This window comes from Flavonifractor sp. HCP28S3_F3 (genome assembly GCF_052065355.1).
GTDB lineage: Bacteria > Bacillota > Clostridia > Oscillospirales > Oscillospiraceae > Flavonifractor.
On sequence record NZ_JBQHUF010000001.1, the window covers coordinates 81161 to 98014 of the forward strand.

Annotated in this window: 18 protein-coding genes; 10 read left to right on the forward strand and 8 right to left on the reverse strand. The window is 59.5% G+C overall.

Annotated features, from left to right (window positions below; translation table 11 throughout):
* Positions 1 to 3 precede the first annotated feature (3 nt).
* Both ACTNB1_RS00440 and ACTNB1_RS00445 read right to left on the reverse strand, forming a co-directional pair.
* Positions 4 to 912: a selenium metabolism-associated LysR family transcriptional regulator gene (locus ACTNB1_RS00440; RefSeq protein WP_441167318.1), complete on the reverse strand. Its 909-nt coding sequence runs from the start codon at positions 910 to 912 to the stop codon at positions 4 to 6.
* Positions 903 to 2084, reverse strand: coding sequence for an aminotransferase class V-fold PLP-dependent enzyme (locus tag ACTNB1_RS00445; RefSeq protein WP_441167319.1), 1182 nt, complete (start codon positions 2082 to 2084; stop codon positions 903 to 905). The genes ACTNB1_RS00440 and ACTNB1_RS00445 overlap by 10 nt, the downstream gene beginning before the upstream one ends.
* A 146-nt stretch (positions 2085 to 2230) precedes the next feature.
* Between ACTNB1_RS00445 and yedE the strand changes: the two genes are divergently transcribed.
* The 4 genes from yedE to ACTNB1_RS00465 all read left to right on the forward strand — a co-directional run bounded on the left by yedE (position 2231) and on the right by ACTNB1_RS00465 (position 4323).
* Positions 2231 to 3322, forward strand: coding sequence for a YedE family putative selenium transporter (yedE, locus tag ACTNB1_RS00450; protein ID WP_441167320.1), 1092 nt, complete (start codon positions 2231 to 2233; stop codon positions 3320 to 3322).
* Between the two features lie 2 nt (positions 3323 to 3324).
* On the forward strand, positions 3325 to 3531 hold the full coding sequence (locus ACTNB1_RS00455; protein WP_441167321.1) for a sulfurtransferase TusA family protein: 207 nt from the start codon (positions 3325 to 3327) through the stop codon (positions 3529 to 3531).
* 1 nt (position 3532) lies between these two features.
* On the forward strand, positions 3533 to 3778 hold the full coding sequence (locus ACTNB1_RS00460) for a DUF3343 domain-containing protein (RefSeq protein WP_441167322.1): 246 nt from the start codon (positions 3533 to 3535) through the stop codon (positions 3776 to 3778).
* A gap of 74 nt (positions 3779 to 3852) precedes the next feature.
* Positions 3853 to 4323, forward strand: a complete 471-nt coding sequence (locus ACTNB1_RS00465; RefSeq protein WP_441167323.1) for a GNAT family N-acetyltransferase — start codon at positions 3853 to 3855, stop codon at positions 4321 to 4323.
* 47 nt (positions 4324 to 4370) lie between these two features.
* Here the strand turns inward: ACTNB1_RS00465 and ACTNB1_RS00470 are convergent, their stop codons facing one another.
* The 6 genes from ACTNB1_RS00470 to ACTNB1_RS00495 are packed head-to-tail and all read right to left on the reverse strand — an operon-like array spanning position 4371 to position 10941.
* A complete protein-coding gene (locus tag ACTNB1_RS00470; RefSeq protein ID WP_441167324.1) occupies positions 4371 to 5630 on the reverse strand; it encodes a zinc-ribbon domain-containing protein in 1260 nt (419 codons plus the stop codon).
* Positions 5631 to 5645: 15 nt separating this feature from the next.
* A complete protein-coding gene (locus ACTNB1_RS00475; protein WP_441167325.1) occupies positions 5646 to 6902 on the reverse strand; it encodes a zinc-ribbon domain-containing protein in 1257 nt (418 codons plus the stop codon).
* A gap of 17 nt (positions 6903 to 6919) precedes the next feature.
* On the reverse strand, positions 6920 to 8155 hold the full coding sequence (locus ACTNB1_RS00480) for a hypothetical protein (RefSeq protein ID WP_441167326.1): 1236 nt from the start codon (positions 8153 to 8155) through the stop codon (positions 6920 to 6922).
* 3 nt (positions 8156 to 8158) lie between these two features.
* The gene (locus ACTNB1_RS00485) at positions 8159 to 9082 is read right to left on the reverse strand and encodes a zinc-ribbon domain-containing protein (protein WP_441167327.1); all 924 of its coding nucleotides are present in this window, start codon (positions 9080 to 9082) and stop codon (positions 8159 to 8161) included.
* Positions 9083 to 9101: 19 nt separating this feature from the next.
* Positions 9102 to 10361: a hypothetical protein gene (locus ACTNB1_RS00490; RefSeq protein WP_441167328.1), complete on the reverse strand. Its 1260-nt coding sequence runs from the start codon at positions 10359 to 10361 to the stop codon at positions 9102 to 9104.
* A 1-nt stretch (position 10362) separates the two neighbouring features.
* Positions 10363 to 10941 (reverse strand): serine/threonine protein kinase, encoded by a 579-nt coding sequence (locus ACTNB1_RS00495; protein WP_441167329.1) that lies wholly within the window; start codon positions 10939 to 10941, stop codon positions 10363 to 10365.
* Between the two features lie 263 nt (positions 10942 to 11204).
* Here ACTNB1_RS00495 and ACTNB1_RS00500 point away from each other — a divergent pair, with 263 nt between their 5' ends.
* The 6 genes from ACTNB1_RS00500 to ACTNB1_RS00525 all read left to right on the forward strand — a co-directional run bounded on the left by ACTNB1_RS00500 (position 11205) and on the right by ACTNB1_RS00525 (position 16852).
* Complete coding sequence (locus tag ACTNB1_RS00500; RefSeq protein WP_441167330.1) at positions 11205 to 11630, forward strand: helix-turn-helix domain-containing protein; 426 nt, start codon at positions 11205 to 11207, stop codon at positions 11628 to 11630.
* A gap of 29 nt (positions 11631 to 11659) precedes the next feature.
* Positions 11660 to 13768, forward strand: coding sequence for an S-layer homology domain-containing protein (locus ACTNB1_RS00505; RefSeq protein WP_441167331.1), 2109 nt, complete (start codon positions 11660 to 11662; stop codon positions 13766 to 13768).
* A gap of 155 nt (positions 13769 to 13923) precedes the next feature.
* Positions 13924 to 14646, forward strand: a complete 723-nt coding sequence (pyrH, locus tag ACTNB1_RS00510) for a UMP kinase (protein ID WP_441167332.1) — start codon at positions 13924 to 13926, stop codon at positions 14644 to 14646.
* Between the two features lies 1 nt (position 14647).
* Positions 14648 to 15202, forward strand: coding sequence for a ribosome recycling factor (gene frr, locus ACTNB1_RS00515; protein WP_441167333.1), 555 nt, complete (start codon positions 14648 to 14650; stop codon positions 15200 to 15202).
* 78 nt (positions 15203 to 15280) lie between these two features.
* A complete protein-coding gene (locus ACTNB1_RS00520; protein ID WP_441167334.1) occupies positions 15281 to 16027 on the forward strand; it encodes an isoprenyl transferase in 747 nt (248 codons plus the stop codon).
* Positions 16028 to 16852, forward strand: a complete 825-nt coding sequence (locus ACTNB1_RS00525) for a phosphatidate cytidylyltransferase (protein ID WP_441167335.1) — start codon at positions 16028 to 16030, stop codon at positions 16850 to 16852.
* Positions 16853 to 16854: the final 2 nt, after the last annotated feature.

Below are 16854 nucleotides of genomic sequence, written 5' to 3' on the forward strand. Positions count from 1 at the left end.
TTATCAGGGCCGGAGAGTGGCGGCGTAGTATTTCTTGACGTGGTCGCAGAAAGCCTGGATATAAGAACGCAGCACAAAGTTCTTGCGAAAGAGAAGATACAGATATCTTTTTGAGCTGCGTTCGGGCAGCTCGAAGAGGAGCACCCGCTTTTCCTCCGCGAAATTCCGGGCCGCCCGCTCGGAGAGGATGGATACCCCCAGCCCGCCGGCCACCAGGTTCTTAATGGACTCCTGGTCGTTGATGCGGGCGGTGACGTTGAGCTCCTCCTCACGGACGCCCATGCTGTCCAGAAAGCGCTCGGCGCTCTTCCGGCTGCCGCTGCCCTGCTCCCGCAGGATGATGGGCTCCCGCAAAAGAACATCCAACGGCACGTCCTTCTGCTCTTTCAGCTCCAGAAAGTGAGGGGTCACCGGAGTGATGAGCACCATACGATCCCGGTAGAAGGGGACACAGGACAACTGCTCATGGCTCACCTCCATGCCCGCCAGACCCAGGTCAAAGCTGCCGTTGAGGATGCCGTCTGCTACTCCCTGGCTGTCGCTCTGGTGGATGGTGAAATAGACCTCCGGGTGGAGCCGCCCGTATTCCGGCAAAATTTCAGGCAGGATGTAGGCTGATGGGATGGTGGATGCCCCAAGCTGGATGACCTGATTCTGCTCCTCCGTCCAGCGGCGGATCAGGTTGTCCCTCAGGCTCAGGATATCCCGTGCACACTCGTACAGCTCCTGACCCCGGGGCGTGACTTCCACGCCCCGCTTGCTGCGAAGGATAAGGCAGGAGTGGAGTTCCTCCTCCAGCAGGCGGATGTGGGTGCTGATGGTGGGCTGGGAGATGTAGAGCTTTTCCGCCGCCTTGGTGAAGCTGCGGTACTCCACCACCGCGGTGAAGGACTGGAGCTGCTTCATGTCCATAGCCCAGGCCGTCCCTTCATAATGTGTTCCAGAGCCTCCAGGGCCAGGTCGATCTCCTCCTCCGTGTTGTGCCAGCCGAAGGAGAAGCGGATGGTACCGGCGGGATAGGTGCCCAAAGTCTTGTGGGCGGAGGGTGCGCAGTGGAGGCCCACCCGGGTCATGATGCCGTAGTTCTCGTCCAGGCGGCAGGCCACCTCTGCCATGTCCCGGTCGGTGGTCTGGATGGACACCACCCCGGTACGGCCCTCCGTGTCCTCCCGGCCCACGATGCGCAGGGGCAGGCCAGCTGCCCGCAGCGCCAGCAGGCCGTCCAGAAACCGCTGGGTGAGTGAAAGCTCGTGGGCCCGGATGGCCTCTATGCCGGTCTCCTCCAGCCAGTTCAGCGCCGCATGAAGTCCCACGATGCCGGGCAGGTTGGGAGTGCCCGGCTCAAACCGGTCGGGCATGAAGTCGGGCAGCTCCTCCAAATGGCTGACGCTGCCGGTGCCGCCGGAGAGCAATGGCTCCAACTCCCGTTCCATGCCGTCTCGCAGCAGAAAGCCGCCGATCCCCTGGGGTCCCAGCAGGCTCTTGTGGCCGGTGAAGGCCAGGGCGTCAATGTGCATGTCCCCCATGTGGATGGGGAACACCCCGCCGGTCTGGGCGGAGTCCACAAAGAACCGCAGGCCGTGGGTGGTACAGAAGTCTCCCACGGCGGCAATGGGCAGCATGGTGCCGCACACGTTGCTGGCGTGGGTCATCATTACCGCCTTTGTGTTGGGCCGCAGGCAGCCCTCTAAAATGGCGAGATCCAGCGCGCCTGTCTCGCCACACATGGCCCGGGTAAAGGATACTCCCAGCTTTTCCAGCTGCACCAGCGGGCGCATCACCGCATTGTGCTCCATGGAGGAGACGATGACGTGATCTCCCGGCTTCAGAAACCCCTTGAGCAGCACGTTCAGGCTCTCGGTGACGTTCTTGGTAAAGACCACGTTGCGGATATCGTCTCCGCCAAAGAGCTTGCACAGCATCTGCCGGGTTTCATATACCGTCTCCTCCACCCGGTAGGCCCGCTGATAGCAGCCACGGTTCACGTTGCTGCCCACCTGGCACATGTAATCATACATGGCTTTTGGCACGGCGTCCGGCTTGGGGAAGGAGGTGCAGGCGTTGTCCAGATAGATGGCGTCCATATTTCTGCCCCCTTTTCCCTCTGATTGTATCTCATTATCATTGGAATTTCAAATAGAATAATTAAATCTATCAATACTTGCTATTGGAAATTCTGGAAAACCTCCGCTATACTCACATCGTAAGCAACAGACAGGAGGAGAGAGATATGGAGTTGAAACGAGAGAAGACCGGGATCATCCTGGCCGGGATGGTTATCGGCGTTATTGCCGCCGTGCTGGTAGTGCTGGGCAATCCCCTGAACATGGGCTTCTGCATTGCCTGCTTCCTGCGTGATACCGCGGGAGCCCTGGGGCTGCATGGCGCGGCCAACGTGCAGTACATCCGCCCTGAAATCATCGGCCTGGTGCTGGGTAGCTTTCTGCTGGCCACGGCCCGGAAGGAGTTCGGTTCCAAGGGCGGCAGCGCGCCGGTTACCCGCTTTGTGCTGGGCTTTTTCGTGATGATCGGCTGCCTGATGTTCCTGGGCTGCCCCTTCCGCATGATCCTGCGCCTGGCCGGCGGCGACCTGAACGCGGTGTTCGGCCTGGTGGGCTTTGTGTGCGGTATCCTGGTGGGCGTCTTCTTCCTCACCCGGGGTTACTCCCTGAAGCGCACCTATCAGCTGCCCGCTCTGGAGGGTCGCATCCTGCCCATCGTCCAGGTGGTACTGCTGGTGCTGCTCATTGCCGCCCCCGCCTTCATCCACTTTACCGAGGCCGGCGGCGGTCCCGGCGCCCAGCACGCGGCCATTGCGGTGAGCCTGGTCGCCGGCCTGGTGGTGGGCGCGCTGGCTCAGCGTACCAGACTGTGCATGGTGGGTGGCATCCGGGACGTGGTGCTGTTCCGGGAGTGGAAGCTGCTGGCGGGCTTTGTGGCCATCTTCGCCAGCGCCCTGGTGTGCAACCTGATCCTCACCGGCGCCACCCCCAACGTCTACTTCAAGCTGGGCATGGCCGGTCAGGCCGTGGCTCACACCGATGGACTGTGGAACGCCCTGGGCATGCTGCTGGTGGGCTTCGGCTGTGTGCTGCTGGGCGGCTGCCCCCTGCGCCAGCTGGTGCTGGCCGGTGAGGGCAATACCGACAGCGCCATTACCGTTATCGGCCTGGTGGCAGGTGCCGCCTTTGCCCATAACTTTGGCTTGGCCTCCAGCGGCGAGGGCCCCACCGCCAATGGCAAGATCGCGGTGCTGATCGGCATCGCCGTGGTGGCTATCATCGCCTGCTGCAACACCTTTGGCAAAAAGAGAGGAGAATGAGCATGCATACAGTGGACGCGAGAGGGCTTTCCTGCCCGGAGCCTGTGATCCTGACCCGGAAGGCCGTGACGGCGGGGGAGCTGCCCTGCCAGGTGCTGGTGGATAACCCCACTGCCAAAGAGAACGTGACCCGCTACGCCCAGCACCAGGGCTGTCAGGTGTCTGTGGCGGAGGAGAATGGCGTCTATACTCTGACCCTGGCCAAGTGATATGGTCTGTATCGCCACTTTTTACTCTCACTTCGGGGCCATGCGCTTTAAGAAGGACTGCGACGGGTGGGGCATCCAAGCTAAACTGATGCCGGTGCCCCGTGACCTGAGCAGCAGCTGCGGCACCTGCGTGCGGTATGAGAGCGATACCGCCTGTCCCACCGGAAACTGGCCGGAGGAGATGGAACAAGCCGTGGCGGTGATGGAGGGAGGCTATCAGGCCATCTGGCGGGCGGAGCACGGCTGAGGCGCCCTTGACGGAGCGGGACGCTGTCCCTATAATGGAGACAGTGGAACCAAACTGTGAAAGGGGCTGACGTTGTGGAAAGCGAGACCAAAATCGTCAATCTGGCGGACGCGCCGGAGTTTTTGGAGGAGGTGTCCCGGTGGCTGTGGCTGGAGTGGGCCAAGGCAGACGGGTACACCCTGGAGGAGATCGTCTACCGCACTAAGTATGCCTCCCAGAAGGACACCGTGCCCCAGACCCTGGTGGCCGTCCGGGACGGGAAGCCGGTGGGCGTGGTGTCTCTGTGGCTCAATGACCTGAAGACCCGCCAGGATCTGTCTCCCTGGATGGCGACTTTGTATGTGAAGGACGAGTACCGCAATCTGCATATCGGCCAGATGCTCCAAAAGGCAAGCATCGAGGCGGTGCGGGCGCTGAACCGGTACCCCTGCCTCTATCTCATTACCAAGCTGGACAACTACTATGAGAAGCTGGGCTGGCAGTTTGTGGAGAAGGCGCCCGAGGGCGGCGGAGTGATGGAGAAGATCTACCGCTACGATTTCTGAACAAAAAACACGGGGTACGGCATTTCGCCGTACCCCGTGTTTTTTTTTTATTCAAAGATGGCCTTGGAGACATCAATGGGATGATCGCACTGGTTGTCGATGTCGGTGCCGTTGCCGGAGAAAGTGCTGCCGTCGAAGTACATCACCAGGTCGGTGGGCACGTTCATCAGCAGCACGGCGGTGCCGTTGCCGGTGAAGGTATTGTCGAAGAAGCGGTCGTCGGTGGCGGACTGGCCGGTGCTGTTGTAGAACAGGCCCACTTCGTTGTCGGCAAAGGTACACTCGGTGACGTTTACCCAGGCGCCTCCCTGGGTCAGCAGGCCGTTTTTGTAGCCGGTGAAGGAACAGCCGATGGCCCACACCTTGGACAGGGCGGTGATGCCGGTGTCAGTGCCGTCTCCCACAAAGTCCATGTCATAGAAGTAGTTGATCCAGTAGTATCTGCCGGTCTCCAGCATGGTGATGCTGCCCTTCAGGGTGGTGCGCTGGTCTCCTTCGGTGCTGCCGTGGAACTCAAAGGCGCGCTGCAGCTCCAGATCCCCCTCGTAGGTCACCGGCGGCAGGTAGAGGATCACCTCGTCGAAAGGATTGACCTGGGCGGAGATGTCGTTCATCAGGCTTTGCAGCTCTTCCAGAGTATTCATAGGATAGTCCTGCCAGTGGTACTCATGGGTGAGAATGAGGCTGATGTGGATGTTCTGCCGCACCCGGATCATATCCCCGTTCTTCATCTGAATCGTCCACACCACCTGGGGTTCCCCGGAATTGCCGGTGAAGTCCAGGGAGGAGACCATGGCGGCGTCGGGGGAGTAGTCCTCCCGATGGCTGGGCTCTCCGGCCACCAGGGGATCCGCGGCGTTCTCGTCCTGCACCACCTCTACCGTGACCTGCTCCACCAGGGACTCAAACTCCGGCCAGGCGTCCTGGCCGGTGGCGGCGTCGTTGACGTACCACCGGGAGGGCCAGCGGTACTGCTCGTCCGGCGCGCCCTGCTGGTAGATGTCGGGGGCGGGGGCGCACCGATCGTTGGGCCAGGCCACCAGCAGCTGGTAGGTCTTGTCCCCAACCTCATAGTACACCTCGCCTACACCGTCAAACTCCTGGGGCTCATAGGGGTGGCTCAGGTACCAGATCCCCACTCCGGCGGCGATCACCACCACCAGGGCCAGCAGGCCCAGCAACACCTTTTTCCGCCTGGGAGCGGGGGTTCCCGTGTCCTTCCGGGGATGGACGTCCTTGGCGCAGTGGGGGCAGAAGGCGGCATTTTCCGGCAAAGACGCGCCGCAGTGGGGACATTTGTGTTCCATGTTTCTCTCTCCTTTTTACTCAAAAACCGCTTTGGATGTGTCTACATCATAGCCGCAGCGGTTGTCGATATCCGTGCCGTTGCCGGAGAACACTGAGCCGTCAAAATAGAGGGTGCCGTCGGCGGAAACATTTTCCAGAAGCACGGCGGTGCTGTTTCCGGTAAAGACATTATTGTCAAACAGGGCCCGGGTGACCCCGCCGTTTGTGCTGTTGAAGTGGAAACCCACCTCGTTGTCGGTAAAGGTGCACCCGATGGGGGCGGTCCAGGCAGAGCCGTAGGATAGAATACCGGTTTTGTATCCGGTGAAGGTGCAGTCGATTGCCATGGTGTTGATGGAGGCGGACAGGCCCACATTCGTGCCGTTGCCCATAAAGTCGATGTCAAACAGGTAGTTGAGCCAGTAACCCTGCTCCGGGGTGGCCATAACGCTGCCGATAAAGACAGTGCGGCCGCTGCCGTCGGTGCAGCCCTGAAGGGTGCAGGTGGTGGGCAGGGTCAGGGTGCCCTCATAGGTCACCGGGGGCAGGTTGAAAATCAGCTCGTCCTCCGGCTGTACCTCCGTTGCCACCCGGTTCAGCAGGGCCTGGAGCTCCTCCAGGGTATTCATGGGGTAGTCGTGCCAGTCGTAGGTGTAGGTGTGGATCAGGGTGACGTGGATGTTCTGACGCACCCGTATCACGTCCCCGTTCTTCATTTGAATGATCCACACCACCTGGGTTTCCCCGCACAGGCCGTCAAATTCCAGAACGGAGGTGCCGGCCGTGTCGGGGTAGTTTTCGTCGTGGGTGGGGGCTTCGGCGGTCAGGGCACTGCCGGCGTCCTCGTCCTGAATAACCTCCACCGTGACCGCCTCCACCAGGGGCTCAAACGCACTCCAGCCATCGGTACCGTTGGCGGCGTCGTTGACGTAGAACCGGGAGGGCCAGCGGGTCAGATCGTCCGCTCTGCCGTACTGATAGATGTCCGGGGCGGCCTGGCAGCGGTCATCGGGCCAGGCCACCAGCAGCTGGTAGGTCTTGCCGCCGGTCTCATAGTACACCTCGCCTACCCCGTCGTATTCCCGGGGCACATAGGGACGGTTCAGATACCAGATCCCCACTCCGGCGGCAATCACCACCGCCAGAGCCAGCAGGCCCAGCAGCAGCTTTTTCTGCAGGGGAGCGGGCGTTCCCGTGTCCTTCCGGGGATGGACGTCTTTGGCGCAGTGGGGACAGAAGGCGGCATTTTCCGGCAGAGCCGCGCCGCAGTGAGGACAGGTCTGTTGGTGCAAGATAATCTCTCCTTGTATTAGTTCAGGGTGGCCTGGGACAGATCCGTGGGCTGGCTGCAGCGGTTGTCAATGCTCATCTGGTTGCCCTGGAACACCGAGCCCTGGAAGTTGAGCTTCACGTCGGTAGGCACGTTGTCCAGCTGCACGCCCACGTCGTTGCCGATAAACTGGTTATCGTTGAACATGGAGTGGTTGGCGTACTCGCCGCTGCTGTCGAAGCGGAAGCCGATGCGGTTGTACCGGAAGGAGCAGCCGATGACGTTGGCCCAGCTGGTGCCGTAGGCCAGCACCCCGGTATCCCAGCCGGTGAAGGTGCAGTTGGTAGCCCGGAAGGAAGCGGAACCGGACAGACCGTTGCCGCTGCCGTCGCCCACAAAGTCCATGTCATAAAAATAGGTGATGGCGCCGTAATGGGTCAGAACCTGGACGGGGCCGGTGAAGGTGGTGCGGTTCCCGTCAGCGTCGGTGGAGCCGTACAGGTTCATACTCTGATCCTGGAGCATGATGCCATCCTCATAGGTGACGGGAGGCAGATGGAGATTGATGATGGCCTCGTCGTTTCCAAACTGCGCGCCAATGCTGTCAATGAGGGCCTGAAGCTCCTCGGAAGTGTCCATGGGGTACTCCTCCGGGTAGTAGTCGTACACCGGGATGGGGATGATTTCATAGGTCTGTCGAAGATGGATAGTATCTCCGTTTTTCATTTGGAATGTCCACACCAGCTCGGCCGTGCCGCTCTCCCCGGTATAGTCAATGAGAGAGATAAGTGGGCACTCCGGTACGCCGGAATTGTAGGCAGGCTGGGAGCACACCATGGGGGAGGGGCTGTCCTCCTGGCCGATAAAAGCCGCCGATACCGTCCCCACTTCTTCCAGAAACGCCTCCGAGGCGTCCTGGCCGTCGCTGCTGTTGACAAACAGCCGGGCAGGCATCCGGTATTGGCCCTCCGGCTCTCCCTGAACGGAAACCGTGGGGGAGGGGGTGAAGCGGTCGGCACCTTGGCTCAGCAGAACCTGATAGTCCCCGTAGTGAACCTCACCATAGCCGTCATAGGTCTTTGGGGAAAAGACCAGCCACAGTCCAGTCCCCAGGGCGATGACCACCGCCAGGATCAAAAGACCCAGCAGCACCTGTTTTCGCCGGGGACTGGGAACTGCCGCCTCCTTCCGGGGACGGACAAACTTTGCGCAGTGGGGACAGAAAGAGGCGTTTTCAGGCAGATCCCCGCCGCACCATGGGCACTTGTGTTCCATCGGTCATCCTCCGTTGCCCTGATAGTCCAGCATGGTGTAGCCAAGCAGGTTATAGTCCTTGTCCAGCAGCAGATAGCACCGCCACCGGCCTTCGTTGGGCAGGAATTCCTCCAGACGTTCGATCTCCCGGCACTGACGGGCCAGGTCAGGGGAGTGGAGGGTGTGCCACAGGTGGTAGATCTGGGCGTCGTCCTCCCGAAGCACGGGGCCCTTTCCGGTGTTGTAGCCGTTTAGGAACCACACTGCTCCGGAACTTTCGATCTCCTCCGGCGGGATGTAGGTGGAGAAGTCCGCCTCCCAGTTTTCTTCGAAAGCGGCCAACTGCTCCTCATAGAGCTCCGTAAAGTCATAGTCGCAGGACACCACATCGATCTGCCATTTTCCATCTTCGATCTGGATGGGCTCCCCGATGAAATAGCCCATCAGGTGGGTGTTGCGGTCGAACATCAGCAGGCACAGGCGGGTGCCGGAGCTGCGGGCGTCGAACATACCCCGCTCCTCGTCGGTGCCGTAGGCACCCCGGGAGGCCACCAGGTTGGCCATCTGGAGGTTTTCTATCAGATAATCGTCGATGTTGTCGCTGGTGGTGGAGGTGGTGGAGAAGTTGATGCCGGTCAGCAGGGGGAAATACTCTCTCAGCAGGTCGGGGGTGACGGTGACCATGCCGTTTTCGTCCTCCTCCAGGATCACCGCCGTGGTGTCCCCGGCGGGGAGGCCGGCAGAGGGAGTTTCCCGCCCAAACCGGGCGTAAAGTCCTCCGGCGACAGCCAGGATCAGCACCAGTGCCAGTACCCATTTCAGCCCCTTCCGCCACAGGTGGGAGGGGATCTTTACCGGCTGGCGTTCCCGGATGCTTTGTGTACAGTGGGGGCAGAAGGAGGCGTCCTCAGGCAGAGGCGCGCCGCAATGAGGGCAGTTGTGTTCCATAGAGCTCGTCCCTTTCATTTCATTCAAAGGTAGCATAGGAGATGTTGACGGGGTGGTTGGCGGGGTTGGAGAGATCCGTGTCGTTGCCTGCAAACCGGCAGCCGTCGAAGTAGAGGGTCTTGGCACCCGGTACCCGGAGCAGCTCCACAGCGGTGCCGTTGCGGAGGAAGGCGTTGCCTTCAAAGCGGTTGGCGTTGACATAGCTGCCGCCGCTGTCGAAGCGGAAGCCCACGCTGTTGTCCTCAAAGAGGCAGCCCACCGGGTTCGCCCAGTCCTCCGCGCCGACCAGCAGGCCCACGTCCCAGCCGGAGAAGCCGCAGTCCTCCACATGGCAGTCGGCCTCCACCGTGAGGCCCGTGCCGGAGCCACTGCCCCGGAAGTCAATGAACTCGATAAATCCCTGGGGGTCCTTTTCCGGCTTGTACACCACCGGCCCCAGAAAAGTGGTGCGCATGTTGTTCTCACCCAGGGAGCCGTAAAGGTTGATGGTGCGCTTGTCGATGGTAAGCCCCCCCTCATAGGCCACCGGAGGCAGATGGAGGTGCACCACTGTAGGCAGGGGTACCTCCGCCTGGATCTGATCCACCAGAGCCTGGAGCTCTTCGATGGTGTCCATGGGCCAGTCCTCCGGGTAGTAGTGGATGCTGTCCACCGGCTGGAAGTCCAGCTCCTGCCGCAGAAGAATGGTGTCCCCGTTTTTCATATTGATATGCCATTCGAGTTCCGCTGGGCCCGTACTCGCTCCGGTGAAGTTGACCACGGAGTGGAGCAACCCCTCCGTGGCGGGATCGTTGGCGAACTCCGGCTGGAGCCAGGTGATGGGGGAGGGGCTGTCCGACGGTTGGGTCATCTGAATGTAGGCAGAGTCGATCTGCTGGTTGAACATCTGTCCAGCGTCCACCCCGGTGCTCACATGGGTGATAAACAGCTTGGCGTCCCGGTCGTACCGACCGTCTGCCTCCACCTGGACGGTGTACTCTGGCTCCGGGGTGGGGTCGTTGCGGAAGGTAACGGCCAGGTGGTAGTCGTTGCCGTCCAAAGTATAGGTCAGTTCGCCCCGGGCGTCATACACATGAGGGGTAAAGTGGTGATACAGCCCAGCCGCCAGCAGAATCAGCGCCACCAGGATCACAGCGGGCTTCATCCATTTGCGCCACAGGTGGGAGGGCACCTTAACCGACTGCCGGGGACGGATATTTTTGGCGCAGAACGGACAAAAAGCGGCGTCTGACCGCAGAGAGACGCCGCAATATGGGCAGGGCTTGGTCTTGCCGGTCACGTTATAGAGCCTCCATCAGCCGCAGCACATTTTTATAGCGGTGCTGAGGATTGACATGGGTGCACCGATCCACCACGCGGCCCATTTTTCCCTCCGCCAGCTTTTTGGAGGGATGCTCACCGGTGAGCATCACGTTGATGAGTACTCCCAGCGCATAGATATCGGTGCGGATATCCGACTGGGACAGACCGTACTGCTCCGGCGCGGCAAAGCCGGTGGTGCCCAGAATCTGGGTGTCCATCTCGTGCTCAGGCTTATGTAACCGGGCGGCGTCAAAGTCGATGAGTACTGCTTCATCGCCCCGCAGGATGATATTTTCCGGCTTTACATCCCGGTGGACGGCGCCGATGGAGTGGAGCACCCACAGGGCCCGGCACACCTGGAGGACAACTTTCCGGGTTTCGTCAGGGGAAAACAGTCCGCCTTTCAGCAGGAATCCCAGCGTATCTCCATGAATAAATTCTTCCAGCACCAGGTTTTCCTCACCCTGGCAGGCGACCTCGAATACGGTGGGCAGATTGGGGCAGGTGTAATCCAGCAGCTTCCGGTAGACCTCAGGATTACCGGTAAACTGCCGCAAAATGAACTGCTGTCCTGTAGCTTTGTGGCGAATCAGACGCACACTGCCCCTGGAACTCTCTTTGATGAGCCGTACAAGCTCATACTCATTATGCAGGACATCAGAAAGCCAGGTATAGATAAGAATCCCTCCAAAAAAAGCTTGTACACTATGCAGTGGGCATATTGTATTGCGGTACAAAGTGTTGTAGATTAAGTATATAAAATTTAGCGAAAAAAGTAAAGCCAGGAAAAGCAAAGGAAAAGAAAGGAGGAAAAGTTCCTGTGAAGGAGAAGACGACGGGAGACCTGAGCCGGGAACTGATGGATAAATCGGATATCGACTCCTACCTCAAGGAGAATCAGGAATACTTTTTCCATGAGGACATGACGGAGCTGTTGGCCGGTATTTTTGAGAAGAAGGAGATATCCAAGGCGGCGTTGGCCCGGAAAGCGGGTATGAGCGAGGTGTATCTCCATCAGGTTTTTTCCGGGCGGCGCAAGCCCTCCCGGGACAGACTGATCTGTCTGTGCGTGGGGCTGGAGGCCAGCATGGAGGAGACTCAGCGGCTGCTGAAGCAGGCGGCGTATGCACCCCTCCATCCAAAGGTGAAGCGGGATGCCATCATCAGTTACGGAGTGCTGCATCAGTTTAGCCTGAGCGAGATCAATGACAAGTTGTTTACAGAAAACGAGAAGACATTGTTTTAGTGTTCAGTCATAAGGAAGAAGGGTATGAGATGAAAAGGAAACATTGCAAATCTGTTTTGTCAGGGGCCTTGGCGCTGGTACTGTGCCTGAGCATGCTGCCGGTGTCCGCCTTTGCAGCGGGCAGCCTAGACCATTTTAAGCGTACCGAGGAATATCAGGCGGGCAAATTTACCGATGTGGCCTCCAGCGCCTGGTATGCCGAGAGTGTGGAGACGGCCTTTGAGCTGGACCTGGTGAAGGGAAGCAGTGGTACCACCTTTACCCCCAGTGGCAGTATCACCCTGGGCTCCGTGCTGGCACTGGCCTGCCGGCTCCATAGCATCTACAACACCGGAACCTCCGACTTCGTTCAGGGAGAGCCCTGGTATCAGGTCTATGTGGACTATGCTGTGAAGAACGGCATCATTACCCAGGGCCAGTATACCAACTATAACGCTGCGGCCACCCGCCGCCAGTGTGCCGGCATCCTGGGTAAGGCTCTGCCTGAGGAGGCTCTGCCTGCCATCAACACCATTGCCGACGGTTCTCTCCCCGATGTGACCTCCAGCTCTACCTATGCTGACGAGATCTACATGCTCTACCGGGCGGGTGTGCTTACCGGAAATGACAGGTATGGCACGTTTGCACCGGAGACCACCATTGACCGGGCCTCCGTGGCTGCCCTGGTTTCCCGTATGGCTCTGCCTGAACTGCGGAAGGAGCTTCAGCTGGAGAAAATGCCGGTGGCAGTCACCGGTGTCACGCTGGATCAGTCCAGCCTGTCCGTTTCCGTGGGGGAGACCGCATCCCTCAAGGCTACGGTGACTCCGTCCAATGCGGACAGCCAGACGGTCACCTGGACCAGCTCCCGCCCCTCCGTGGCCAAGGTGTCCAACGGCACCGTCACCGGTGTGGCAGAGGGCGTAGCCACCATTACGGCCTCCGTGGGCGGCAAGTCCGCCTCCTGCACGGTTACCGTGAAGGCTCGGGAGGTCAGCTCTACTCCCCTTTACGAGGACAGCAAGGTAAAGATCTCCTTCGTCCGGCTGGAGGCATCCAAGTATGATGACGGCGAGGCCGAGCTCTATCTGGATGTGGAAAACAAGACGAGCAGCAAGATCACGGTCCAGGCCGACGCGGTGAGCCTGAACGGCTACTGCTTCAACGACCTGGTTATGAGCGACGATGTCTCTGCCAATTCTATTGGCGCCGTAAACGTTACCATTGAGAATTATGACGACTCTCTGGTGGATCTGAGCGCTGTGCAGACCGTTGGCGGCCAGCTGCGCATCATTTCCAGCTCCTCCCGGGATACCACCACTGTTTTGTTCGGCGCCAAGAATATTTACACCGGAAAGGCGGACAATACCATCCCCTCCGCCGGCAGCCGGGAGAAGCTGTACAGCGATTCCAATGTGGAATTCTACTTCGGTTACGCCGAGAATTACCGCTATTCCAGCAGCGGTGATCGGATCGAGGTCTATCTGATGGTGCGCAACAAGAGCGATAAGACCCTGCTGATCCAGAATGACACCATCATCATCGACCGGCGCAGCTATAATAACACCATTGTATCTGATCCCATCCTGCCCCACTCCATGGGCTATATCGACGTGAGTGTCCAGGATTACAACGGCATCAGCCCCTCTTCCATCACCACCGTGGGCGGCGACTTCCGCATCATTGATGACAACGGCAGCAGCAGAACCTACACCGCCACCATGGGGAGCAGCGGCTCCGGCGGTTTCCCTGTGGATCCCACCCCGACGCCTGACCCGGAGCCTACGCCCGATCCGGAACCCACCCCCGAGCCCACTCCTGATCCCGGCAGCGATTATGAGATGTACTACGGCTTTGACGGTATCCCCAGCTTCGATCAGTTTACCAGCAGCGGCCGGATTACCGTGACAGACAAGGCCAACGCAAAGGGCTATATGTATAGCTCCACCTCCCAGAGTGAAGTGGATGCCTACAAGAGCGCTCTGCTGGACTGCGGCTTTACCCTTCAGGGCACCGTGGGCGGCACCCTCGAGTTTTATAGCAAGGGTACGTCCGGCAGCAGCGACTACCGGGAGGTACGGCTGAGCACCACGTCCTCTCCCTTTGGACTGTCGGCAAATGTGATTATTTCCAAGATCAAACCCTCCAACGAGTGGTAATACAGGTCAGCGGCAGGGGCCGGCGTATCAACCGATGCGCCAGCCCCTGCCAGACTTTGAATAATTTATAAAAACTTTAGCCTAACCCCTAGGCAAATGTGGAAAACTATATTAAAATGAGGGAGACTGAAATACCATAAGAAGGGGTTGGAATTATGAGCGAACCGCAGTACAAGCGGGTGCTGTTGAAGCTCAGCGGCGAGGCCCTGGCGGGCGACGCCAGCCGCGGGCTGGATTTTGACGTGATCGGAAGCGTCTGCGACGTCATCAAGAAGTGCGTGGAGAAGGGTGTACAGGTTGGCATCGTAGTGGGCGGCGGCAATTTCTGGCGCGGCCTGAAGGACGGTGGCGACCGGATGGAGCGTACCCGGGCCGACCATATGGGTATGCTGGCTACCACCATCAATGCCCTGGCCGTGGCTGACGTTCTGGAACAGAAGGGCGTGGATGTGCGGGTGCAGACCGCTATTGAGATGCGCTCCATCGCCGAGCCCTATATCCGTTCCAAGGCCATTCGGCACATGGAGAAGGGACGCGTGGTCATCTTTGGCTGCGGCACCGGCAACCCCTTCTTCTCTACCGACACTGCGGCGGTGCTGCGGGCAGCGGAGATCGACGCCGACGCCATCCTGCTGGCCAAGAACATCGACGGCGTGTATTCTGCCGATCCCAAGAAGGATCCCAACGCGGTAAAATACGACACCATTACCTATGATGACGTGCTGGCTCAGCACCTGCAGGTGATGGACTCCACTGCCACGTCCCTGTCCATGGACAATAAGATCCCTGTGATCCTGTTCGCCCTGAAGGACCCGGAGAACATCCTGCGGGTGGTCATGGGCGAGAAAATTGGAACCATCGTCAAGGAGGAACCGTGAAATGAAGGAAGTCAACAAGGAATTCGACGCAAAAATGCAGAAAACCATTGATGTCGTCATGAGCGATTTCGCCAGTGTCCGGGCGGGCCGGGCCAATGCCGCTGTGCTGGATAAGATCACGGTGGATTATTACGGCGCTCCCACCCCTCTGAATCAGGTGGCCGCCATCTCCTCTCCTGATCCCCGCTCCCTGATGATCCAGCCCTGGGACGGTACCCTGCTGAAGGCCATTGAGAAGGCCATTCAGTGCTCCGACCTGGGCATCAATCCCCAGAACGACGGCCGTGTGATCCGCCTGTCCTTCCCTCAGCTCACTGAGGAGCGCCGTAAGGAGCTGACCAAGCAGGTGCGCAAGTACGGCGAGAACGGCAAGGTGGCCATTCGCAACATCCGCCGGGACGCCATGGAGAAGTTCAAGGCTATGGAGAAGAAGTCCGAGATCACTGAGGATGACCGGAAGGACTATGAGAAGGAGCTTCAGGATATTACCGAGAAGCGTTGCAAGCAGATCGACGAGCTCACCGCCAAAAAAGAGACCGAGCTGATGGCGGTCTAAGTCGGACAGACATACGCCGGTGCGGGGCGCCTCAGGTGTCCCGCACCGGTATTCATACAATTGGGTAGGAATCGGAATATGGCATTTATCAAATCGAAGGAAGGCGGGGAGGCACAGGTGGATTTTGACCACCTGCCCCGCCATGTGGCGATTATTATGGACGGCAATGGCCGCTGGGCCAAGCGCCGCGGTCTGCCCCGGACGGCAGGTCATGCCGCCGGCGCGGAAAATTTCCGCACCATCGCCACCTACTGCCAGAAGATCGGGCTGGAGTACCTGACGGTATACGCCTTTTCCACAGAGAACTGGAAGCGGCCGCTGGAGGAAGTATCCGCCATTATGGGACTGCTGAAAAAGTATCTGCTGGAATCCATCGAGAAGATGGAGCGGGACAAAATCAAGCTCCACTTTTTTGGAGACCTGTTGCCGCTGCCTCAGGAGCTGCGGGAGATGTGCGCCCGGACGGACGCGATTTCCAAGCGGTACGACGGTATGCAGGTCAACGTGTGCCTCAACTACGGCGGCCGGGACGAGATCGTCCGGGCGGCCAGGGCCTTTGCCGCCGACTGCGCGGCGGGTAAGAAGGCGCCGGAGGAACTGACAGAGGAGGACTTTTCCCATTACCTCTATTCCGACGGCGTGCCCGATCCGGATCTGGTGATTCGGCCCAGCGGGGAGATCCGGATCTCCAACTTCCTTTTGTGGCAGTCGGCCTACGCCGAATTCTACTATACGGACGCGCTGTGGCCCGACTTTTCCAAGGAAGAACTGCATAAGGCGTTGGCGGCCTACCAGGGACGCTCCCGCCGTTTTGGAGGTGTGTGAGTGGTCAAGCGAGTGATGGTGGCGGTGATCTTCATCCCGCTGCTGCTGGCGGCCATCTATGGGGTGTCTCCGGTCTGGCCGGTGATCCTGCCCATTATTATTGCCGGCCTGTCCATGATCGCCGTGCATGAGGCCCTGTGGTCCACCAGTTTTCTCAAGCATGCCCGCATTTCCGGCTATTCCATTATCATGGCCGGTCTGATCCCGTTCTGGGTGTATTATGACGGCGGTTCCATGTCTATCCTGTGTGGGCTGTTCATTTATGTGCTGCTTCTGTTCTGTGAGGCCATTGCAAGCCACAAGCGGATCGGACTGGAGAAGCTGGGAGGCGCCTTTTTCCTTACCATCGTTATCCCCTTCTTCCTGTCCTCCTTCCTGCGGATCCGGCTGATGGACCAGTGGCGGGCGCTGGTGATCCTGCCCCTGCTGATCGCCTTCATCAGCGACGCCTTTGCCCTGTTCGCCGGCATGGCCTTCGGCAAGCATAAGCTGGCTCCGGAGCTCTCCCCCAAGAAGACGGTGGAAGGTGCGGTAGGCGGCTTTCTGGGTGCCGTGGTGTGCACGGTGCTCTATGGCTTGGTCCTTCACCTGGCGTTCCATTATGAGGTGAATTATCTGCTGCTGGCGCTGTACGGCGCTCTGGGCAGCGTGGTGTCCCAGCTGGGGGATCTGTCTTTTTCCTATATCAAGCGGGAGTACGGCATTAAAGATTTCGGCAACATCTTTCCCGGCCACGGCGGTGTGCTGGACCGGTTTGACAGCGTGATCTTCTGTGCACCTTTGACGGAGCTGCTGCTCCATCTGCTGCCCGCTGTGGGAGGCTGACT